16 protein-coding genes and 1 pseudogene are annotated in these 17,902 nt (G+C 70.6%); 8 read left to right on the top strand and 9 right to left on the bottom strand.

Annotation, left to right across the window (positions count from 1 at the left end; all coding sequences use genetic code 11):
* Positions 1-140: 140 nt before the first annotated feature.
* Positions 141-2,699, bottom strand: a complete 2,559-nt coding sequence (locus OM076_RS28400) for a Xaa-Pro dipeptidyl-peptidase (protein ID WP_270043495.1) — start codon at positions 2,697-2,699, stop codon at positions 141-143.
* 122 nt (positions 2,700-2,821) lie between these two features.
* On the opposite strand from OM076_RS28400, the gene OM076_RS46345 reads away from it, so the two are divergent.
* The 5 genes from OM076_RS46345 (at position 2,822) to OM076_RS28375 (ending at position 6,890) form a co-directional block, all read left to right on the top strand.
* Positions 2,822-4,105: an NAD-binding protein gene (locus OM076_RS46345; RefSeq protein ID WP_270043494.1), complete on the top strand. Its 1,284-nt coding sequence runs from the start codon at positions 2,822-2,824 to the stop codon at positions 4,103-4,105.
* The gene (locus OM076_RS28390) at positions 4,072-4,935 is read left to right on the top strand and encodes an alpha/beta fold hydrolase (RefSeq protein ID WP_270043493.1); all 864 of its coding nucleotides are present in this window, start codon (positions 4,072-4,074) and stop codon (positions 4,933-4,935) included. The genes OM076_RS46345 and OM076_RS28390 overlap by 34 nt, the downstream gene beginning before the upstream one ends.
* A 9-nt stretch (positions 4,936-4,944) precedes the next feature.
* Entirely contained in the window at positions 4,945-5,118 is a 174-nt protein-coding gene (locus OM076_RS28385) for a hypothetical protein (RefSeq protein WP_270043492.1), read from the top strand.
* A 107-nt stretch (positions 5,119-5,225) separates the two neighbouring features.
* Positions 5,226-5,351 carry a hypothetical protein gene (locus tag OM076_RS28380; protein WP_270043491.1) on the top strand — a complete coding sequence of 42 codons (126 nt, stop codon included), beginning with the start codon at positions 5,226-5,228 and terminating at the stop codon, positions 5,349-5,351.
* A gap of 66 nt (positions 5,352-5,417) precedes the next feature.
* Complete coding sequence (locus tag OM076_RS28375; protein WP_270043490.1) at positions 5,418-6,890, top strand: PAS domain S-box protein; 1,473 nt, start codon at positions 5,418-5,420, stop codon at positions 6,888-6,890.
* 78 nt (positions 6,891-6,968) lie between these two features.
* Here the strand turns inward: OM076_RS28375 and OM076_RS28370 are convergent, their stop codons facing one another.
* The 8 genes and pseudogenes from OM076_RS28370 to OM076_RS28335 form a co-directional block, all read right to left on the bottom strand.
* Positions 6,969-7,949: a site-specific integrase gene (locus OM076_RS28370; RefSeq protein WP_505017723.1), complete on the bottom strand. Its 981-nt coding sequence runs from the start codon at positions 7,947-7,949 to the stop codon at positions 6,969-6,971.
* A gap of 371 nt (positions 7,950-8,320) precedes the next feature.
* A complete protein-coding gene (locus tag OM076_RS28365; protein WP_270043488.1) occupies positions 8,321-8,659 on the bottom strand; it encodes a helix-turn-helix domain-containing protein in 339 nt (112 codons plus the stop codon).
* The gene (locus OM076_RS46940) at positions 8,656-9,174 is read right to left on the bottom strand and encodes a replication initiator (protein WP_372518088.1); all 519 of its coding nucleotides are present in this window, start codon (positions 9,172-9,174) and stop codon (positions 8,656-8,658) included. The genes OM076_RS28365 and OM076_RS46940 overlap by 4 nt, the downstream gene beginning before the upstream one ends.
* A gap of 243 nt (positions 9,175-9,417) precedes the next feature.
* Positions 9,418-10,352, bottom strand: a pseudogene (locus OM076_RS28355) (replication initiator); the annotation flags it as partial.
* Positions 10,349-10,576: a hypothetical protein gene (locus tag OM076_RS28350; RefSeq protein ID WP_270043485.1), complete on the bottom strand. Its 228-nt coding sequence runs from the start codon at positions 10,574-10,576 to the stop codon at positions 10,349-10,351. The gene OM076_RS28350 and the pseudogene OM076_RS28355, both read right to left, overlap by 4 nt.
* Complete coding sequence (locus tag OM076_RS28345) at positions 10,573-10,923, bottom strand: helix-turn-helix domain-containing protein (protein WP_270043484.1); 351 nt, start codon at positions 10,921-10,923, stop codon at positions 10,573-10,575. Before OM076_RS28345 ends, OM076_RS28350 begins: the two co-directional genes overlap by 4 nt.
* 21 nt (positions 10,924-10,944) lie before the next feature.
* Complete coding sequence (locus OM076_RS28340; protein WP_270043483.1) at positions 10,945-12,132, bottom strand: FtsK/SpoIIIE domain-containing protein; 1,188 nt, start codon at positions 12,130-12,132, stop codon at positions 10,945-10,947.
* Between the two features lie 122 nt (positions 12,133-12,254).
* On the bottom strand, positions 12,255-12,593 hold the full coding sequence (locus tag OM076_RS28335; RefSeq protein ID WP_270043482.1) for a hypothetical protein: 339 nt from the start codon (positions 12,591-12,593) through the stop codon (positions 12,255-12,257).
* 102 nt (positions 12,594-12,695) lie between these two features.
* Between OM076_RS28335 and OM076_RS28330 the strand changes: the two genes are divergently transcribed.
* The 3 genes from OM076_RS28330 (at position 12,696) to OM076_RS28320 (ending at position 17,329) form a co-directional block, all read left to right on the top strand.
* On the top strand, positions 12,696-13,331 hold the full coding sequence (locus tag OM076_RS28330) for a helix-turn-helix domain-containing protein (RefSeq protein ID WP_270043481.1): 636 nt from the start codon (positions 12,696-12,698) through the stop codon (positions 13,329-13,331).
* The gene (gene cutA / locus OM076_RS28325; protein ID WP_270043480.1) at positions 13,328-13,669 is read left to right on the top strand and encodes a divalent-cation tolerance protein CutA; all 342 of its coding nucleotides are present in this window, start codon (positions 13,328-13,330) and stop codon (positions 13,667-13,669) included. Before OM076_RS28330 ends, cutA begins: the two co-directional genes overlap by 4 nt.
* A gap of 870 nt (positions 13,670-14,539) precedes the next feature.
* Complete coding sequence (locus tag OM076_RS28320; RefSeq protein ID WP_308214356.1) at positions 14,540-17,329, top strand: helix-turn-helix transcriptional regulator; 2,790 nt, start codon at positions 14,540-14,542, stop codon at positions 17,327-17,329.
* Positions 17,330-17,902 lie beyond the last annotated feature (573 nt).

Here is a 17,902-nt window from a genome sequence, read left to right as displayed (position 1 = left end):
CGCCTGCCTCTCTGCATCCCTGACCCACCCCTCTCGTGGAACTCCTACTTCCGAAGGAGTGTGTGGGTGAACGCTGCGTGAGGCAAATGTGAGAGCCCCTGCCGGGTGCGGAGATGTCTCCACACCCGGCAGGAAGTGCTCTACGGCGTCGTCGTGCTCAGGGTGAACGTCAGCGTCTTGCTGTACGTGCCCGTGCGCAGGGCGTCGTTGGCCCCGATCGCCTGCTTGAACGTGATCGCGGCCGCGTCATTGGAGACCGGCGCGCTGTACGTCTTGACCACGCCCAGCCCCTGGATCGGCTGCGGGAGCGAGAACGTCCCGTTGACCAGGTAGCCCGGGTGGTTCGTGCTCGGATCGGAGACCGTGAGGGTCGCGTCACCGGCCGTCGAGACGACGTTCGCCGTCGTCGTCGCGGTGTACTCCTTCGCCACGCCCGGCGTGAACGCGCCGAACGTCGCCGGCGTGCCCATCGTCAGCGCCAGCGTCGCCGGAACCGTGCCGCCGGCGTCGCCGAAGGCGGTGCCCGTGGCCGCGGCGAGCGCGGCCTGGCCGCCCACGACCGGGATCGTGAACGAGCTCTTGCCGAGGTCGAGCGTCAGCTGCGTCCCCGCCGCGGGGTGGATCGTGTACTGGCGATCGCTCGAGAACACCATCAGCGCGAGACGACGGCCGGCCGGGACGATCGCGTCCTTGGCCTGCATGTCGAAGTCGAGCTGGTAGCCGGTGCCGGGGACGATCGGGTCGGACACGTAGTCCGACGTGCGGTTCTCCGGGTCCTTCCAGCCGCGCGTCAGGATCACGCCGCCGGTCGTGCCCGTCGCCGGGTAGCTGACCAGTGCGGCCGAGAGGTTCGCCTTCGTCTTGGAGAACGCGACGTTGAGCGAGACGGTCGGCGTGCCCGAGATCCGCAGGTCGGAGTTCAGGACACCGGTCTGGTAGATCAGGCGGTTCGGCGAGGCCGCCGCGTCACGCAGCGCCGTGTCGGCGATGGTGGCGTCGTCGGTCAGCGTCTCCGTCGTGCCGGCCGCGGCACCGTTGAAGCCGAGGCCGCCGCGGCTCGCGCCGCCGGTGCCGAGCTTCTGGACGACTGTCGCGGTGGCCGGGTCGGGCCATTCGGCGTAGGGCGTCGGGTTCGCCGTGCTGCAGGCGAGGAAGACGACCGCGCCGCCGGCGATCTTCGCGCCCGCGGCCGTGGCCTGGGCGGCCGTGACCGTGACGTGCGTCGCGTCGGGGATGTTGGTGATGACCGACGTCGGGTTGGTGATCGTGCCGTTGGCGGCCGTGACCGGGATGGTCAGCGTCTGGCCGACCATGAACGGCGCGCTGCTCGCGACCGTGATCGTGGCGGTGTTGGACTGGTCGCCCGTCACCGTCGTCTGACGCGCCGGGCAGGTCGCCGCCTCACGCACGACCCAGGACTTCGGCAGGTTCTGCACGCCGTTGTCCTGGCCCCACAGGTACTTCGTGAACCAGCGATTGATCATCGCGTCCGGCGGCGAGCCGCCGTGGCCGCCCTGGTGGAAGTAGAACTCGTGCGGGACGTTCTGCGCCTTGATGGCGTTGTAGAACTGCGCCGCGTTCTTGGTCATGACGTTGAAGTCGTTGTTGCCGTGGGCGAGCAGCACCGCCGCGTGGACGTTCTTGACGTCCTTCATGTAGTTGCGCTCGTCCCAGAACGCGTTGCGGTTGCCCGACAGGCGGTCTTCCTTGACGCCGGCGTCGGTGATCGCCGGGCGGCAGATCGTGCGGACGCCCGCGGCGTTCTCGTCACGACGCGAGTAGACGTCGTCGATGAGGACGTCGAGGTCCTCGCCGAGGTAGGAGTTGTTGCCGGTGCCGCCGGCCGCCGAGTGCGGCGCGCGGACCATGCCGTTGGCGCGGTAGTAGTCGTACCAGTCGCTGATCGCCGAGATCGGCACGATCGCGTCCAGGCCGATGACGCCCGTGGTGGCCGCGGCCTCCGGGATCGTGCCGTTGTAGGACGTGCCCATCATCGCGGTGTGGCCGTTGTGCCAGTTGACCGGAGGCGCCTCGACGGTGCCGGTGCGGGTCGTGTACGCCTTGCGACGGCCGTTGAGCCAGTCGATGACGTTGGTCGCGCCAAGCGTCTCGTTGACGCCGCCGCTGGACGGGCAGCCGTCGGAGTAGCCGGAGCCGGGCGACTCGGAGTGCACGACGGCGAAGCCGCGCGGGAGCCAGGTCGACTCGTAGATCGTGCTGATCGTCGGGCTGGTGTTGGTGCCGTTGAAGAAGCCCGCGAACGGGCGAGTCGGCGGCTGGGCACCCAGTTCGTGGTCGACGACCCAGTTCTTGTAGTTGCTTGCGGTGCCGCCGTAGTACGGGCTGTCCTCGTAGATGACCGGGACCTTCAGGCCGTCGGTCGCGGTCTCCTTGGGCAGCGTGTAGTCGGCGTGCAGGCGGTCGAGCTTGCCGTCGCCGTCGGAGTCGAAGCTCGACTCGACCCACACCTCGCCGCTGATCCAGTCCGCGCTCGAGCTCGAGAACACGTTCTGCGCGAGGCCGTTGACGAACGTCGGGACGGCCGGAGCCGGCTCGGGGGCGGGCGCGGCCATGGCTCCGGGCGCGGCCGCAACCGACTTCGGCGGCAGCGGATTTGCCTGGGCGTTGCCGACGATCGCCGCCATAGCGAGCGTCGCCGTCAGCGCGCTCGCCTGCGCGAAGCGCTTACCAATCTCCATCAGACCCCTCTCTTCAGACCCTCTACTGGCGAAGAGAGTCTGTTGGTGCAGGCGCTTTCAGGCAACGGTCAGTGGACGCGTCGCGCGCGGAGATCTCTCCACACCTGTATATCGTCCGCCCGGTGCGCGTGCTCCTGATGGGTGCCGGCGACCTCGCGGAAGAGGTGAGCGAGGCGCTCGAGGCGGGTGGGGCGTCAGTGCGGTTCTTGAGCGACGCCGACGACGAATCGGTGCAGGGCGCGTTGCTGGGGGGCGACATCGACGTGGCCGTCGTGGCCGCGCGCGAGGACGCGTTCCCGCTGCGTATGGCGCTGCTCGTCCGCCACTACTCCGACGTGCGGCTCGTCGTGACGATCTTCGATCCGGCGATGGCGCGGCAGGTGCGGGAGACCATTCCGGACTGCGCCGTGACCTCGGTGGCCGACATCGTGGCGCCGACGCTGGCGGGTCCGTGTCTCGATCCGGACCTCGTCGCGGTGCGGCGCGGCTCCGGGGGGCGGTTGATCGGTCTGGATGCGTCCTTGCACGAAGTGCCGCTCCCCGCGTCGCAGGCCCGGCGTCTGCGAAGCCTGGTCGAAGCGGTTCTGGCGCCCTACGACCGCAGTGCGGCGCTGCTCTTCTACGGGGCGATCGGCCTGGTTGTGATGCTCGCGTTCGAGTGGGTGGGGTCGATGGTCGTGCTCGACCAGGACGCCGCCGACGCGCTGTACGGGTCGGCGAAATCGCTGGCGACGGTCGGGCCCAATCCGGCGGTCGATGACGGGCCGGAGTGGTTCAAGGTGACGATCGTGGTGTCGATGCTGCTGACGCTCTTGTCGGCCGCGTCGTTCACCGGCGGCTTGATCAACCGGCTCGTCGACACCCGCCTCACCGGTTTGCTGGGGCGGCGGGCGGTGCCGCGCCGCTCGCACGTGGTGGTCATCGGGTTGGGTCAGGTGGGGTTGAGGCTCTGCCTGCTGCTGCGCGAGTGCGGCGTGCCCGTGGTGGCCGTCGACACCGAGGCCGAGGGCGAGAACGTCGGCTTCGCGCGGCGGGAGAAGCTGCCGGTCGTCATCGGGCGCGGGGCGAACCCCGACGTCCTGCACCGGCTGTCTTTGTCGCGCGCGCGGGCGCTGGCCGCGGTCACACCCGACGACCTGCGCAACATCGAGGCCGCCGTGGCGGCACGCGCGTCGGACGCGTCGCTGCGCGTCGTGCTGCGGGCGGGCGATGGCGAGATCACCGACGAGACCCGCTCGCTGGAGCGGATCGGCCACGTGCTCGACGTCCACCGTCTCGCGGCCGCGTTTATCGCGGGGGTGGCGCTGGGCAAGGCGGTGGAAGCGGTCGCGGTCCGGAACGGCCGCCCGCAGCTACTGCTCGAGGAGGGGTCGTGGGAGGAGTTTCCGCTGGAGGTCGCGCGCTGACGTTCTTCGAGGGGTTCGAGCTGTCGCTGGTGGACGGGATGCGCGTTCGCGTCGGCGGCTCAGGGCCCGTCGTGGTGCTCCTCCATGGCCACCCGCGCACGCACACCACGTGGTGGCGCGTCGCGCCGCTGCTGGTCGACGCCGGCTTCACCGTCGTCTGCCCGGACATCCCGGGCTACGGCGAGTCGCGGCGCACCCCGGGGCAGTCCAAGCGCGAGATGGCGGGAGCGGTGGCGTCGCTGCTCGCGACGCTCGCGGTCGGGGAGTTCGCCGTCGTCGGGCACGACCGCGGCTCCCCGCTCGCCCACCGGCTGGTGGTCGACCACGGCGCCCGCGCGCTGGTCGTCATGGACGGGATTCCGATCGTCGAGCACCTCGAGCGCTGCGACGAGCGCTTCGCCGCGAGCTGGTGGCACTGGTTCTTCTTCGCCCAGACGGCCAAGCCGGCGGAGGACATCATCAACCGCGATCCGCTCGCCTGGTATCGCGTCGAGGAGTCGGCGATGGGCGCCGAGAATCACGCGGACTGGCTGCGCGCGGTGCAGAACCCGGACGTCGTGCGGGCGATGGTCCAGGAGTACCGCGCCGGGCTGCGGATCGACCGCTTCGACGAGGCGGCGGATCGCGCCGCGGGGCGCTTCGTGCAGTGCCCGGTGCTCTGCGCGTGGTCGATCCACGACGATCTCGAGGAGCTCTACGGCGACCCGCTCGAGGTTTGGCGGCCGTGGGTCGAGGGCCCGCTGTCCGGTGTGCGGATCGACTCCGGCCACCACATGGCCGAGGAGGCGCCGGAGGAGCTCACGCGCGCGCTCACCGCCTTCCTGTCGTAATTCTGCGTAGTGACCGCCGGGCCGCCCACGCCGCGGCGATCAAGGACGGCTACTACATCCGAGGAGACCCCCGACGCCGACGTCCCGCACGACGCCGAGGCCCCGCCCGCCGATCCGAACGAGGAAGAGACCACGGTCGACCTCGTCGCCACCACGATCAACTTCGCCCCGACCCGGGGCTGAACATGTAAAACGACATGTTCGGCGGCCGCCGCATGCCGTATGCATCCGCCCATGACGCGCCCCGCCTCACGGTCGGCCCGGTAGATCACGCCATGTACCGTCGCCGCTTGCCGCGCCGTCGTGGGTCCGCCGCCCTGCCCACGCTCCGCCGCCACGCGACCCGCCGGCCGCACCCGCGCGAGGAAGCGGTGCGGGCGATGGCCCGCCGCGCCGCACCGCGGCGCTGGTGCTGAGGCGCTCGGACGTCGGCCAGGATGCTCTGAAAGTCCGTGTCGACCGCGGAGCGTCATACTTCGCGTATGCCGGTGCCCGCGCCGGATTACGAGTTTGGCCAGTTCTTCGATTTCTCGCCCGACTTGCTCTGCATCACCGGCTTCGACGGCTACTTCAAGCGGTTGAACGCATCGTTCGAGCGCGTGCTGGGCTACTCGAGCAAGGAGCTCACGTCGCGGCCGGTGTGGGAGTTCGTACATCCCGATGACCTGCAGCGCTCGCACGACGCGTTCATCAACCTGGGCATCGTCGAGGACGTCATCGGATTCGACTGCCGCCTCGTCTGCGTCGACGGTTCCGTGCGCCGGTTTGAGTGGAACACGCGCCCGGTGCCGCACCTGGGCGTCCTGTACGGCATCGCGAGGGACGTGACCGACCGCAGCACGCTGGCCGAGGAGCACGCTGCGCTGCGCCGCGTGGCGACGTTGGTGGCGCGCGAGTCCTCGCCCGACGTCGTCTTCGCGGCGGTCGCCGGGGAGGTGGAGCGGCTGTTCTCGGTCGACTTGGCCACCGTCTGCCGCTACGAGTCCGACGAGACGATCACATTCGTCGCCGGCGCGGGGCGAGGCTTTCCCATCGGCAGCCGGTGGCCCCTCAGTGAGACGACCCTCGCCGCGCGCGTGTGGAAGACGGGCCGTCCAGCCCGGAGCAACATCGACGCTCGCACAACCGGCACGCTCGCCATGATGGCCCGCGAGGGGGGCATCCGCTCGGCGGTCGGGGCGCCGATCATCGTCGAGGGCCGTCTCTGGGGCATGATCGCCGCCCTCTGCAGCCGTGAGCAGCCCCTGCCGCCGGATACCGAGGCGCGCCTCGCCTCGTTCACCGAGCTGGTGGCGACCGCCATCGCGAACACCGAAGCGCGCACAGAGGTTGCGGCGTCGCGAGCGCGGATCGTGGCCGCCGCCGACGAGGAACGCCGGCGGGTCGTACGCGACCTGCACGACGGGGCGCAGCAGCGCCTCGTCCACACGGTGATCACGCTCAAGCTGGCCCAACGCGCGCTCCCACCCGACCCCGGAGACGCCGGGTCGCTCGTGGCCGAGGCGCTCGAGCACGCGGAGCGCGCCACCGGCGAGCTGCGCGAGCTCGCCCACGGCATCCTGCCGGCGGCGCTGACGACGGGCGGCCTGCAGGCGGGCTGCGGGGCACTGGCGTCGCGGATGCCCGTGCCGGTGGACGTCGAGATCTTGGCTGGCCGGCTACCCGCCGCGATCGAGGCAACCGCGTATTTCGTCGTCGCCGAGGCGCTCACCAACGTCGCCAAACACGCCCGCGCCGCGAGGGCCACGGTCGCCGCGCGGGTCGAGGACGGGAGGCTCCGCGTCGAGATCCGTGACGACGGCGTCGGCGGCGCCCGCCCCGACGGGAGCGGCCTTCAGGGCCTGCGTGACCGGCTCGCCGCGCTCGGAGGGCGGCTCCAGGTCGAGTGCCCTCCCGACGGCGGGACGCTCGTTGCCGCGGCGATCCCGATCCCGGCAGGCGCTACCGCTCTGTAGCGGGGCTTCTGGGTGATGGGCGGTCCCGGGCTCGAACCGGGGACCTCCTGCTTGTAAGCTCCGCCCGGCGCCTCGCGGCTACTGCCTAGTCTCGCGAATTCGCTGCAAATCAGGCACTTCTCCGCGAGACTTAGACGTCGTTTCCTCGCGCGATCCGCGCGTGCTTGTTTCCATCCTCGTTTCCATCCGCGCGCGGAGCAGCTCGCGCCGGCGATCGTCGAAGTGCGCCCGGTAGATCGCCCGCGTCACGTTGCTGTTGCGGTGCCGCAGAAGATCGCGAGCCTCCTCGGCGTCGTCGCAGTCCATGGCGGCCCCGTGGCGGAGCGAGTGGAAGTCCGGCAGACGTAGCTCACGGCGCCCGACGTTGCGCGGCACGAACTCGCCGCCCGCGCCGACGACCAGGTGCCCGCGCTCGTCGGCCTCGAACAGCTCCGGGAACGTCGGCAGCCCGTCCGGAGTACGAGCGCGTTCCTGCGCGCGATAGAGCGCCCGCAAGACGTTGCGCTGCCCGAGCGGCCCGCCGTTGCGCGTCCCGAACACGAACGACCGCGGCGTCGTCGGCGCCGGCGTGCGCGCTCTGTGCTCCAGCAGCATCAACGCCGTGGACCGCGGCAGTGGTAGCCGTGCCTTGCTCTCCTCCGTCTTCAGCGGAACGCGCTCCCCGTCCCGGTCGACTTGGAACGCGAAGCGGATCGTCGCCGCGTCCAGGTCGCGCAGCTCGAGGTCCTCCCACCAGAGCCCGAGCAGCTCGCTTTCGCGACCGCCGACCACGCCGGCCAGGCGGAACAGGGTCGACCACGGCTCCGTCGACGCCGCGAGCGTCTGCGCGAGCTCGTCGCCCTTGAAGATCCGGCGCTCGCGGGTCGTGCCGACCTTCGGCCGCTCCCCCTTCTCCAGCAGCTCGACCGGGTTCTCACCGCGCCAGCGGCAGTGCCGACGCGCGAACTTGAACACGCGGCCGGCCGCCTTGAGGATGCCCGCGATCGTCCACTCGCTCAGGCCATCAGCACGCAGGTCGCGCACCAGCCGCGCGGCGTCCGTGACGTCGATCGCGTCCATGCGCCGACGACCCCACCGTGGCGCCAGGTGGTTGCGGACCGCGTTGCGATAGATCGCCCGAGTCGCCGGCCGCAGCTGTGCCACCTGCTCAGTCAGCCAGCGCTCGGCCGCCTCGCCGAACCTCAGCCGCGGATTCGCTGACTCCCGCTCTCCAGCCCGTGCTCGGGTCCGTGCGTCGCCTCGCTCTGCGCGCGCGGCCGTGATCGTCTCGAACGGACCGCGCCAGCGCAGCCGGCCGTCCGCGTCGCGGTAGCCCACCTCGAACAACCCATCAGCCCGCCACTAGACGCCCTTTTCACCCGGCACAGCGACGCGCCGCTTGGGCTGGCCGGCGTTGTCGAGCGGCCACGGCCGCGGCGGTTTCACGGGGCTCATGCCGCCCGCCTCACCCGCGATCCCGGCCGCTCGCCACGTCGCCAGGCGTCGACGTCCGCGCGCTTGAACCACGCGCGACCGCCCGGAACGTCCTGCTCGAAGTGAATCTCACGCGCGGCCATCGCCTTGTGCAGCGAGTTCGCCGACGTCCCCGCGTATTCGGCCGCCTCCTTGGTCGTCAGCCACCGATCTGGCTCCAGTGGCTCCTGCGCCGGCATATACGGCGCCAGCAGCTCGGCCAGCTCGCGCAGACCGCTGTCGTCGCCCGCGATGATCGCCGCGATGGCGCGGCCCGACGCCCGAGCAGCGCCGTTTGCCGTGAACGTATCGCTCACCTCATCCCTCCCGTCCCGAACTCGACATCTCGTGCCAGTCGCGCCGCTCGGCGTCCCTCGCGGGCTCGTGCGGCGGCAGATGCAGCAAGCAGCGCGTCGGCGGCTGTTACGTGATCTGTGCCGACGCAGGCGAAGTTCGATTTGCGCGTTCCGCCGGCCGCGATCGCGAGCTGAGTCGCGTCGGTCGAGCGGGCGAGCAGCTGCGCATGCACGTACGCCTCGCGCGCGGCGCGGAGGGCTTTGAAGGTGCTGGAGTAGCGGCGGCTCTTGGTCAGGCAGTGGCCGCGGTACCCGAGCGCGTGAGCGCATTCGGCGAGCCGCGGTTCGCGCCGGCGAGCGCGCCGGGTGTCGCGGCCGATGGAGGCGACGTCGGCGAGGTGGATGCATACGCCGGAGTCCAGCTCGACGGCGAGCGCGGTGTGATGGCGCTCGGGCGCGTCGACGAGACGTGCGACTCGGCCGCGGAGCGCCGCGCCGACATGCGGGCGGACTCGCTGCGGCTCGTTGGTGGCCATCGCGCGGCGGGCGCGAATCGCGAGCGCGGCGGGATTCCAGTTGGTCTCGACGTCACGCGCGGCCGCACTGCGATGCTCGCGCCGGCGGTGCTCGGCGACGATGTCGTCGAGCTCGAACGCGGCGCGCATGTAGCTGCGCACGTGCTCGCGCACATTGACGTCCTCGACCTGGTCGCGCGCGACCCGGTGCAACAGCCCTCCCGTCTGCTCGGTGCTCTTGGTCGCATATTTGGCGAGGTAGCCAGCGATCTCACCGCGCTCGGCGCCGGTGTTGAGCTGGCGGACGTCAAGCTGCCGGCCCCAGCGAACGCGGCCGTCGCCCAGCTGTTTGGCGATCGGCGCGGAGACCTCGGCGACGACGTCGCGCAGCGCCAGCTCGAGCAGCTCGGCGTCGAAACGCGCTGAGGGTGGGCGGACCTCGTCGGCGCGGTAGTCGGACATCGCCTCGTCGAGTCGGGCGAGGACGTGGAGGTGCACGAGCCCGCGATGCTGGTACTCGGCGACCTTGACGTAGGCGGGGCGGACCTCGCGCCACAGCGCCGCGTTGGTCATCCCGATGCGGCGCGCCTCGCGCGCGGGATCGCGATCGTGGTGTACCGCCACAGCGCGCCGAGTGAGTTGTTCCACGTCGCCGCGGCGTGGTGGTCGAAGCACCCGGGGCACAGCGGGTCCCCGAGCACCGGATCGCCCTCGTCGTGGATCGCGCCGCACGACAGCCGCCGGCCGTGCGGGCAGATCGGGTCATCGCGGCGCGGCCGGCAGCGCCGCGACGTCCCGTCCGACCCCGGGACGCGGGTGTGCACCGGCCCGAAGCTCGGCACGGTCAGCGTGGCAAAGATCGCCGGGTGCTCGGCAACCGAGCCTGGCAGTCCCTTGCCGCCGCGCAGACCGGAGACGATCAGCTGGTAGGCGTCGCCGCGGTAGCGCTCCGCGCACGGCGGGCACACCGCCTCGCGCCGGTTCCCGCACGCCTTCAGAAGCACGCCGTCCGGCTGGCTGTCGGTCGACCAGACGCGCTTGTGGCCGTGTCCATCGCAGGTCTCGATCGTCCCGCGTAGCCGCACCCGTCGGGCGCACCCGCCCGTCGAACGCAGCTGCGCCTCAAACGCCGGGAAGTCGGCCCGGCCAGCGCGCTCGACCAGGCCGTGCAGCAGCTCGGGCGCGTAGGTGGCGCTCATCGTGCCCGGCGGGCAAGGCGGACGTGCTGGATCGGGACGCCGATCCGCGAAGAGACCTGGCGATCCTCGACGCTGCGCGGCCACGCGCGCACGCTGTCGACAATCCACGCCGCGACGTCTTCAGCCTCGACCGCAGCCAGCCCTTTGCTCGGCCGGCGCAGCGCGGCCGGTGTCCAGAGCCGGTAGGCGCGCCGGTCCTGGTTGACGTGGCGGTCGCGGTTCATCGCGTTCTCCCGCCGGCCATCGGCGCGAACGCCGCGGCCCGGTTGGCACGCTCGGCCCGGTCGGCGAGGGCGTCGAGCCAGCGCGCTGCGTATCGCAGTGCGTCGGCGTCGAGGTAGTAGCGGTGGCGGTGCGTGCCGATCATCGCGCGCACGAAGTCGTCTTCGAGGTCGACGACGCCGCCGGCGCGCAGGCCGATCAGATGCGCTCGTGCGCCCGCCCGGGTGATGGCGAACGCGTCGCTGATGTCCGCCGAGCTGCTCGGCCCGTGCTCGGCGAGGTGGTCGATGATCGCCCCGGCGCGGCCGCCGCGGGCGAGCGCCTTGATGATCTCCCGCGGACCGTTCACGACGCACGCTCCAGCCAGCCGTCAGCGCGCAGGGCGATCGCACGCGCTGCCAGCTCGTCGACAGCGCTGTCGGTGAGGTGGAACCCGCGCATCCGCACCGGCGTGCCGTCCTCGGCGAGCAGTAGGCCCACGCCGCGTTGCCCGGGCCCGATCGTCGCCGCATTGTGGCCGAGCGTCGCCCAGCCCTGACCGAGGATCGTGTCCGAGGCCTGCGGCGTGTTGCACCGCAGCGCCAACCGGAACCCGAACAGATCGCGCAAGGCACTCGGCACGACGTCCGAGGCCGGCTTCTGGGTCGGCCGCACACACGATCACGCCGGCCGCGCGGCCGCGAGCGACCAAGTCGCGCAGCAGCTCGGCGAACTCGCGCTGCTTCTTGCGATCCTCGGAGCCGAGGTAGAACGCCAGCTCGTCGCACGCCACGAGGTGCAGCGGCAGCCCGTCCTCGCGGGTGACCTTGCGCTTTCCGCGGGCCAGCAGCTCGCGATAGCGCGCCTCCATCTGGCCACGCAGGTCCCGCAGCAGCGCGATCGCTTCGTCGATGTCTGGGCCCGCGAGCCGCTCCGCGCACGGTGCCCACACCGAGAGCTCCACCAGCTTGCCGTCCAGCAGCCATAGCTTCACGCTCGGGTCCAGCGCCGCGGTCGCCACCAAGACCGACAACGCCGCGCTCTTGCCGGCCCCAGGCTCACCGCCCATCAGCACATTGCGCTCCGGCAGCGACACCGCGAGGGTCTCGCCGAGCTCGTCGATGCCGACCGGGATCGACTCCCACAGCGACAACGCCTCCGCGCCTCGGTTCGGCCACGCGACCGAGGCCATCCCCGCGAGCGGATCGCGCCGCACGAGCGTGACCGTCCCGGTGGCCGCGTTGTCGGTGTCGCGCGCCACACGGACCTCACGCGCCTGCAGGCACACCGCGAGCTCCTCTGCGCGGCGCTCGACGAAGTCCAAGGAGGACCCACGCGACGCACGCACCCGCATCAGCTCGCCAGCCGGGATCGCTGTCACCTTCCCGGCGCGCACGCGCGGCAGCTCGCAGTCCGTCCACGCCCGCCACCAGGCCCGCCGAATCCGCGCCGCCCACAGCGCTCGGAACAGCCAGTTCCGTGCTGCAGGCACCGCCAACAGCGCCGCCCCGACGACGACCACGAGTGCGCTGGCCACGACGTCACGGCAGGGACCGGCGAGTACACGCTGCAGGAGCACGACGGCCGCAATGAGAGCCAGCTCGAGGCGGCACCGCCACAGAGCTCCGACGACATCAGCGACGAGCGCGACCAGCTCCTCGTCTCGACGATCCCGTCGCACGGCGGACACTTGGCCGGTCACTACGCCGCCGCCTTCTCCCGCGCGTTCACCGGTCGAATCGACGCTGCGCGGAAGGACATGCCGTTGCGGCCTTCCATTTCCCACGCCTGCGCGGTCAGGCCCTCGACCCGCACCATCTCGGCCTGCTTGACGCCCGGATCGCCCGGCACGACCACGCGGATGATGTCCGCCTCACCGTCCCCGAGCGCGACCACCTGGACGCGCCACAGGATCTCGCCGTTCTCGTCGACCCGCGGCGCCCATGCCTCACGCGGCTTGCCGTCCTCGAACTTCTTCAACGGCTCCGCTTCGGCGACAACGAGGAACTGGAGCCGGCTCGTGTCGATCGGGAGTCGCATACGACCTCCTAGTCACTACCTAGACGACTGATCCGTCCAGCACGGTAGCGACTAATTCGTCATCTTGTCAACGACGAATCAGTCCGTAAGATGACGTGGACCATGGAAGGCAGCGACGAACAGACCGCGAGCTTCGGCGAAGTCATGCGCCGCCTACGGCAGGACGCCGGGCTCTCACAGGCCGGACTCGCGGCTGCCGCCGGCATCCACGCCCGCCAGATCAACCGCTACGAGAGCGGCGAGCAGCAACCCGCCCTAGACGTCGCCCAGCGTCTAGCCGGCGCCCTCAGCGTCACGCTCGACGAGCTCGCCGGCGGCTCCAGCGATCGCGTGAAGCTCAGCGGGACCTGGTGGGCGGCCTGGCAAACCTTCAACCAGGGCGAGCAGGTCATTGCCACCCAGCCGGTTGGCCTCAACCAGTACGGCTCAACGATTCAGATCGAAGCGCTCGAACGCAGCACCCAGAACGAACGTGGCGGCTACCTCTGGCGCGGAGAACTCCGGCTCTGGGACGGCCAGGTCCTCATGGGCTACTACGCCGCGGCAGACGGCAACGTCCGCAGCAAGGGCACCATGTACCTCGTGCTCCACGCCCAAGGCGACTACGCCCACGGCCGCTGGGTCGGGCTGTCCTACGACGGGCCCGTCGTCAGCGGCTACGCCACCCTCGCCCACACCCAAGACGCCGCTGAGGCCGTCATGGCCAAGCTGCTGGACGCGGCCCCGATGTCGTCATGACCGACAGCGACCTCGTCGAGGTGACGATCACCGCGCCTGACGCCGATTGGCTCACCGACCTGTGCCGCCAGCTCGTCGACGCGCGCCTCGCGTCCTCCGCTCACGTGATCCACCCAGTCACCAGCATCTACCGCTGGAAAGGCGATGTGCATCAGGCCGCCGAGGCCCGCGCATTCCTGCGATCGCGTTTGGACCTCCTCGACCGCCTAACCGCGTACGTCGTCGAACGTCACCCGTACGACGTTCCCAACGTCACAGCCGTCCCGCTCATCGGAGGCAACTCCGAATACCTGACCTGGGTTCGCACGGAGACCGCAGATCGCGAATCCGCACGCTGACCGCCCCCCGCGACAGGCGAGCTGTCCTTCCACCGCTCCTTGTGCCTCGATCCGATAGCGCAGTTGCCCAGCTGCGGCCCACGCGCCGCGCTGCTCCTAATCGTCCAACTCGATAGCGAGCGGCGCTTCGATCGAGCAGCGGCGCAACGCTGGTTTCGTCGCGAAGCAGCAGTCTTGACCAGTGCTCCTGCTCGTCGTCCGCCGCAGGCGCGCCGCGGACCCGGACTCGGGCGCTCGCATGTGGCCGAATGCGGGCGCGGGAACGCGGCGGCGTCTGCTCGCCGGCACCCGTGGATACCGGTCGGACCAGCGCCCTGCTTTTGGCGATTGGGAGGTCCCAGTCCAGCACGTGCAGGACACCTGCACCGTGCTGGCGGCGGTAATCCACGGAAGGTGAAGGAAGCCGTTAGTCTGTCGTCGACTCGAGGCATCGGGATCTGCTGCGCGCCCACGAGCAGGGTCTCGACTCACTCGCGGCGGACCGCCGCCGCCGTTCTCGCCCAGCACACTCCTCGGCGTAACGCCGGACAAGCCGTGACTTAGCGTCTCGACGAAGTCGAACGTCCCGCGCGCCCAGAGCTCGATCGCCTCGATCAGCTCGTGCGGGCTGCCGGGGAACCGCTTGCGGCGGGAGGGTTGCTGCAGGCTCTATGCACGAGCTGCGTCAGGACCCCCGCTGGCATGGACCTCAGCGTCTAGGCGCACAATCGCGATTGTGGCCGGCCCTCACCGGACACGGCTGATGGCCGGCGCAGGCACAGGTGCGGAGCGGTCAACCTTGCGTAGCGTTGCAGCCGTGAGCCCAGTTATCTCCCAAACGAAGACGGAGTGCTCGGGATCTGTGCTCGCGGAGGTCGAGCTGGGAATAGGATGGCCCTGACCATGGCTGGCGGTGATTCGGCTCCTCGGGTGCCACTGCTGCGCGGTCGGCGAGACGAATGCGCGGTGCTCGACGTGCTGCTCGATGGAGCGCGTAACGGCCAGAGCGGCGTGCTGGTGTTACGCGGAGAGGCGGGGGTTGGGAAGACGGCGCTCGTCGAATACGCGATCCAATCCGCGGCCGGTCTGACGGTGCTTCAGGCGGCAGGCCGCGAGGCGGAGATGGAGCTGGCATCTTCGGCCCTGCATCAGTTGTGTGCACCGTTGCTCGATCGCCTCGACGGCCTTCCTGGTCCCCAGCGGCGTGCGCTGGCGACAACATTTGGATTGGATGCCGGCGAGGTTCCGGACCGCTTCTTCGTCGGTCTGGCGGTGCTCGGTCTGTTGTCCAGTGCGGCGGAGGAGTGCCCGTTTTTGTGCGTGATCGATGATGCGCAGTGGTTGGACCGGGCGTCTGCGCAGGCGTTGGCGTTTGTGGCGCGGAGGATGCTGGCGGAACCGGTGGTGATGTTGTTCGCCGCGCGCGAGCCGAGCGACCTGCTCGCAGGTCTGCCCGAGCTGGTGGTCGGCGAGCTAGGGGATGCCGACGCGCGGGCGTTGTTGGCGTCGGTGATTCCCGGGCGGTTGGATGAACGGATCGCTGACCAGCTCCTGGCCGAAGCCCGCGGGAACCCATTGGCGTTGTTGGAACTTCCTCGGGGGCTCAGCGCGGCGCAGCTGGCGGGCGGCTTCGGATTATCCGGGGCCCTGTCCCTTCAAGGCAGGATCGAGGAGAGCTTCGTGACGCGCCTGGAGGCCTTGCCGCGGGATGCCCAGCGGCTGCTGATGGTGGCGGCGGCGGAGCCGACCGGCGATCCAGCCCTGCTCTGGCGTGCGGTCGAGCGGCTCGGGATCACCGACTCGGCGCTCCAGCCCGCGCGGTCTACGGGGCTTATCGAAATCGACGGCAGAGTACGGTTTCGCCATCCGCTCGTGCGCTCGGCGGCCTACCGGGCGGCGCCGCTGGGTGAACGGCGTCGCGTGCATCAAGCGCTCGCGGATGCGACCGACGCGCAGACTGACCCCGACCGGCGCGCTTGGCACTTGGCCGAGGCGGCGGCCGGCCCCGACGAGCATGTCGCGGCAGAGCTGGAGCGGGCCGCCGGACGGGCGCAGGCTCGGGGCGGTTTGGCCGCCGCTGCTGCCTTTCTGGAGCGTGCCGTCGCGCTCACACCGGCGCCTTCGCGTCGAGCGCAGCGCGCACTGGCGGCGGCGCAGACCAAGTTCGAAGCGGGTGCCCTCGACGACGCGCTCGCTCTGCTCGGCACCGCGGAGGCCGGCGCGGTGGACGACGCCCAACGCGCGCGCGTGGACTTGCTGCGCGCTCAGATCGCGTTTGCCTCCAAGCGCGGCGGCGATGCGCCCCAGCTCTTGCTGAGGGCCGCTCGCGAACTCGAAGCAGTCGACCCCAAGCTCGCGCGCGCGACTTACCTCGAAGCCCTCTCCGCAGCAATGTTCGCCGGCCGCCTGGCCCGCGGCGGCGGAGCAGTGGAGATCAGCGAGGCCGCGCTTGCCGGCCCCCCACCGCCAGCAGCGCCGTGTCCGTCAGATCTCCTGCTCCAAGGGTTGGCGGTTCAGTTCACCGCGGGTTACGCGGCGGGTGCGCCGATCCTGAGGGAGGCGCTTCGTGCTTTCGGTCGAGACGCGGTGCTTCCGCCTGAGGAGGCTCGTTGGCTTTGGTTCGCTAGCTGGATCGCGATTTATCTCTGGGACGACGAGGCGTGGTGGGTGTTCTCGACGCGGCACCTCAACCTAGTCCGGGAGGCCGGCGCGCTGAGCGCGCTGCCGTTTGTCCTCACGGATCGCAGCTGTGTGTACGCGTTTCATGGTGAGCTGGGCGAGGCCGCGTCGTGTGAGGAGGAGCTGAGAGCTGCGACCGAGGCGACCGGGATCGCGACCGTCCCTTACGGTGCGCTCGCGCTTGCCGCTCTGCGCGGTTGTGAGGCCGAGTTTTCGCAGCTGATCCAAACTCCGGTCAAGGAAGCCCAGGCGCGCGGCGAGGGCCTCGCGTTGACAATCACCGAGATTTTGAGTGGGACGCTGTACAACGGGCTCGGCCGCCATGACGCGGCTTTCGCCGCGGTGGGCCAACCCGAGCGCTACTACGAGGAGAGCGCGGTGTTGTGGGCGCTGATCGAGCTGATCGAGGCGGCGGTCCGGTCCGGGGAGCCGCAGGTCGCCGCCCACGCGCTTGAGTTGTTCGCACAGAAGACCCGCGTGGCCGGCACCGATTGGGCGCTGGGGATCGAGGCTCGCTGTCGCGCCCTGCTCAGTCACAGCGCCGCCGAAGCTGACAGCCTGTATCGCGAGGCGATCGAGCGGCTCGGGCGCACTCGCGTCCGCGTGGAGTTCGCCCGCTCCCACCTCCTTTACGGCGAGTGGCTGCGCCGGGAGCGAAGGCGCGTGGATGCGCGGGAGCAGTTGCGCACCGCGTTCGAGATGTTCAATGCGATGGGGATCGAGGGGTTCGCGGCTCGCGCCGAGCGCGAGCTGCTGGCCACCGGCGAGCGAGTCCGCAAACGCATCGTCGAGACCCGCGACGAGCTCACCGCCCGGGAGGCTCAGGTCGCACGCCTCGCCCGCGACGGACTCTCGAACGCCGAGATCGGCGCACGGCTGTTCATCAGCCAGCACACGGTCGCCTACCACCTGCGCAAGATATTCAACAAGCTCGGCATCACCTCACGCAGGGAACTTCGGCGAATGCTGCCCGAGAGCGCGCGTGTAGGCCAGGTGGCGTAGCCGGCGGCTTGCTCCACCGGGGTTAGCCAGCACCACGCCGGCGGGTCGCCGAGAGTTGCGGATGCCGTCCTTCTCGGCAGCGATGCCGCCGGCGTGGATGCGTCGATCTGCAGCCGGGCGAGCCAGCAGCCCGAGCGTTACAGCGCCGAACCACGCTAGCGCTCGCGGGAGCTGCGCCGCCGCTGGCGAAGCGCCGTGCCCCGCGGAGATCGCCGCGCGGAACTGGCTCTGAGAGGCACCGAACTCTCGACGCGGTAAAGACGGGACGGACCTGCTTTCGCGATCTCGCGTGCACATCGCGCGACTGGACTAGGGTCGCGAAATGCGCGGAAAGCGGCGCTCGCCCTCGCCGTAGATGCGAGCCCGCGCCTGCCGGTCCGCGGCGTGCCTGCTGCGGACGAGCAGCGAGCGTGGGGCGGCGCGCGAACAACTCCCACCTCGCTCGGTCACGTCCCGTAGCGTGGTGTAGGTCCGGGTCGGACGGAACGTGGTTCCGGCCGACGCGGCACCGATGATCGTCGGACTTCTCACGGTTCGACTTTCAAAGGAGGTGCCGCGTGGCCGGTGCCGACA

Source organism: Solirubrobacter ginsenosidimutans (assembly GCF_027587205.1).
This window is presented reverse-complemented; position numbering and strand designations above follow the sequence as displayed.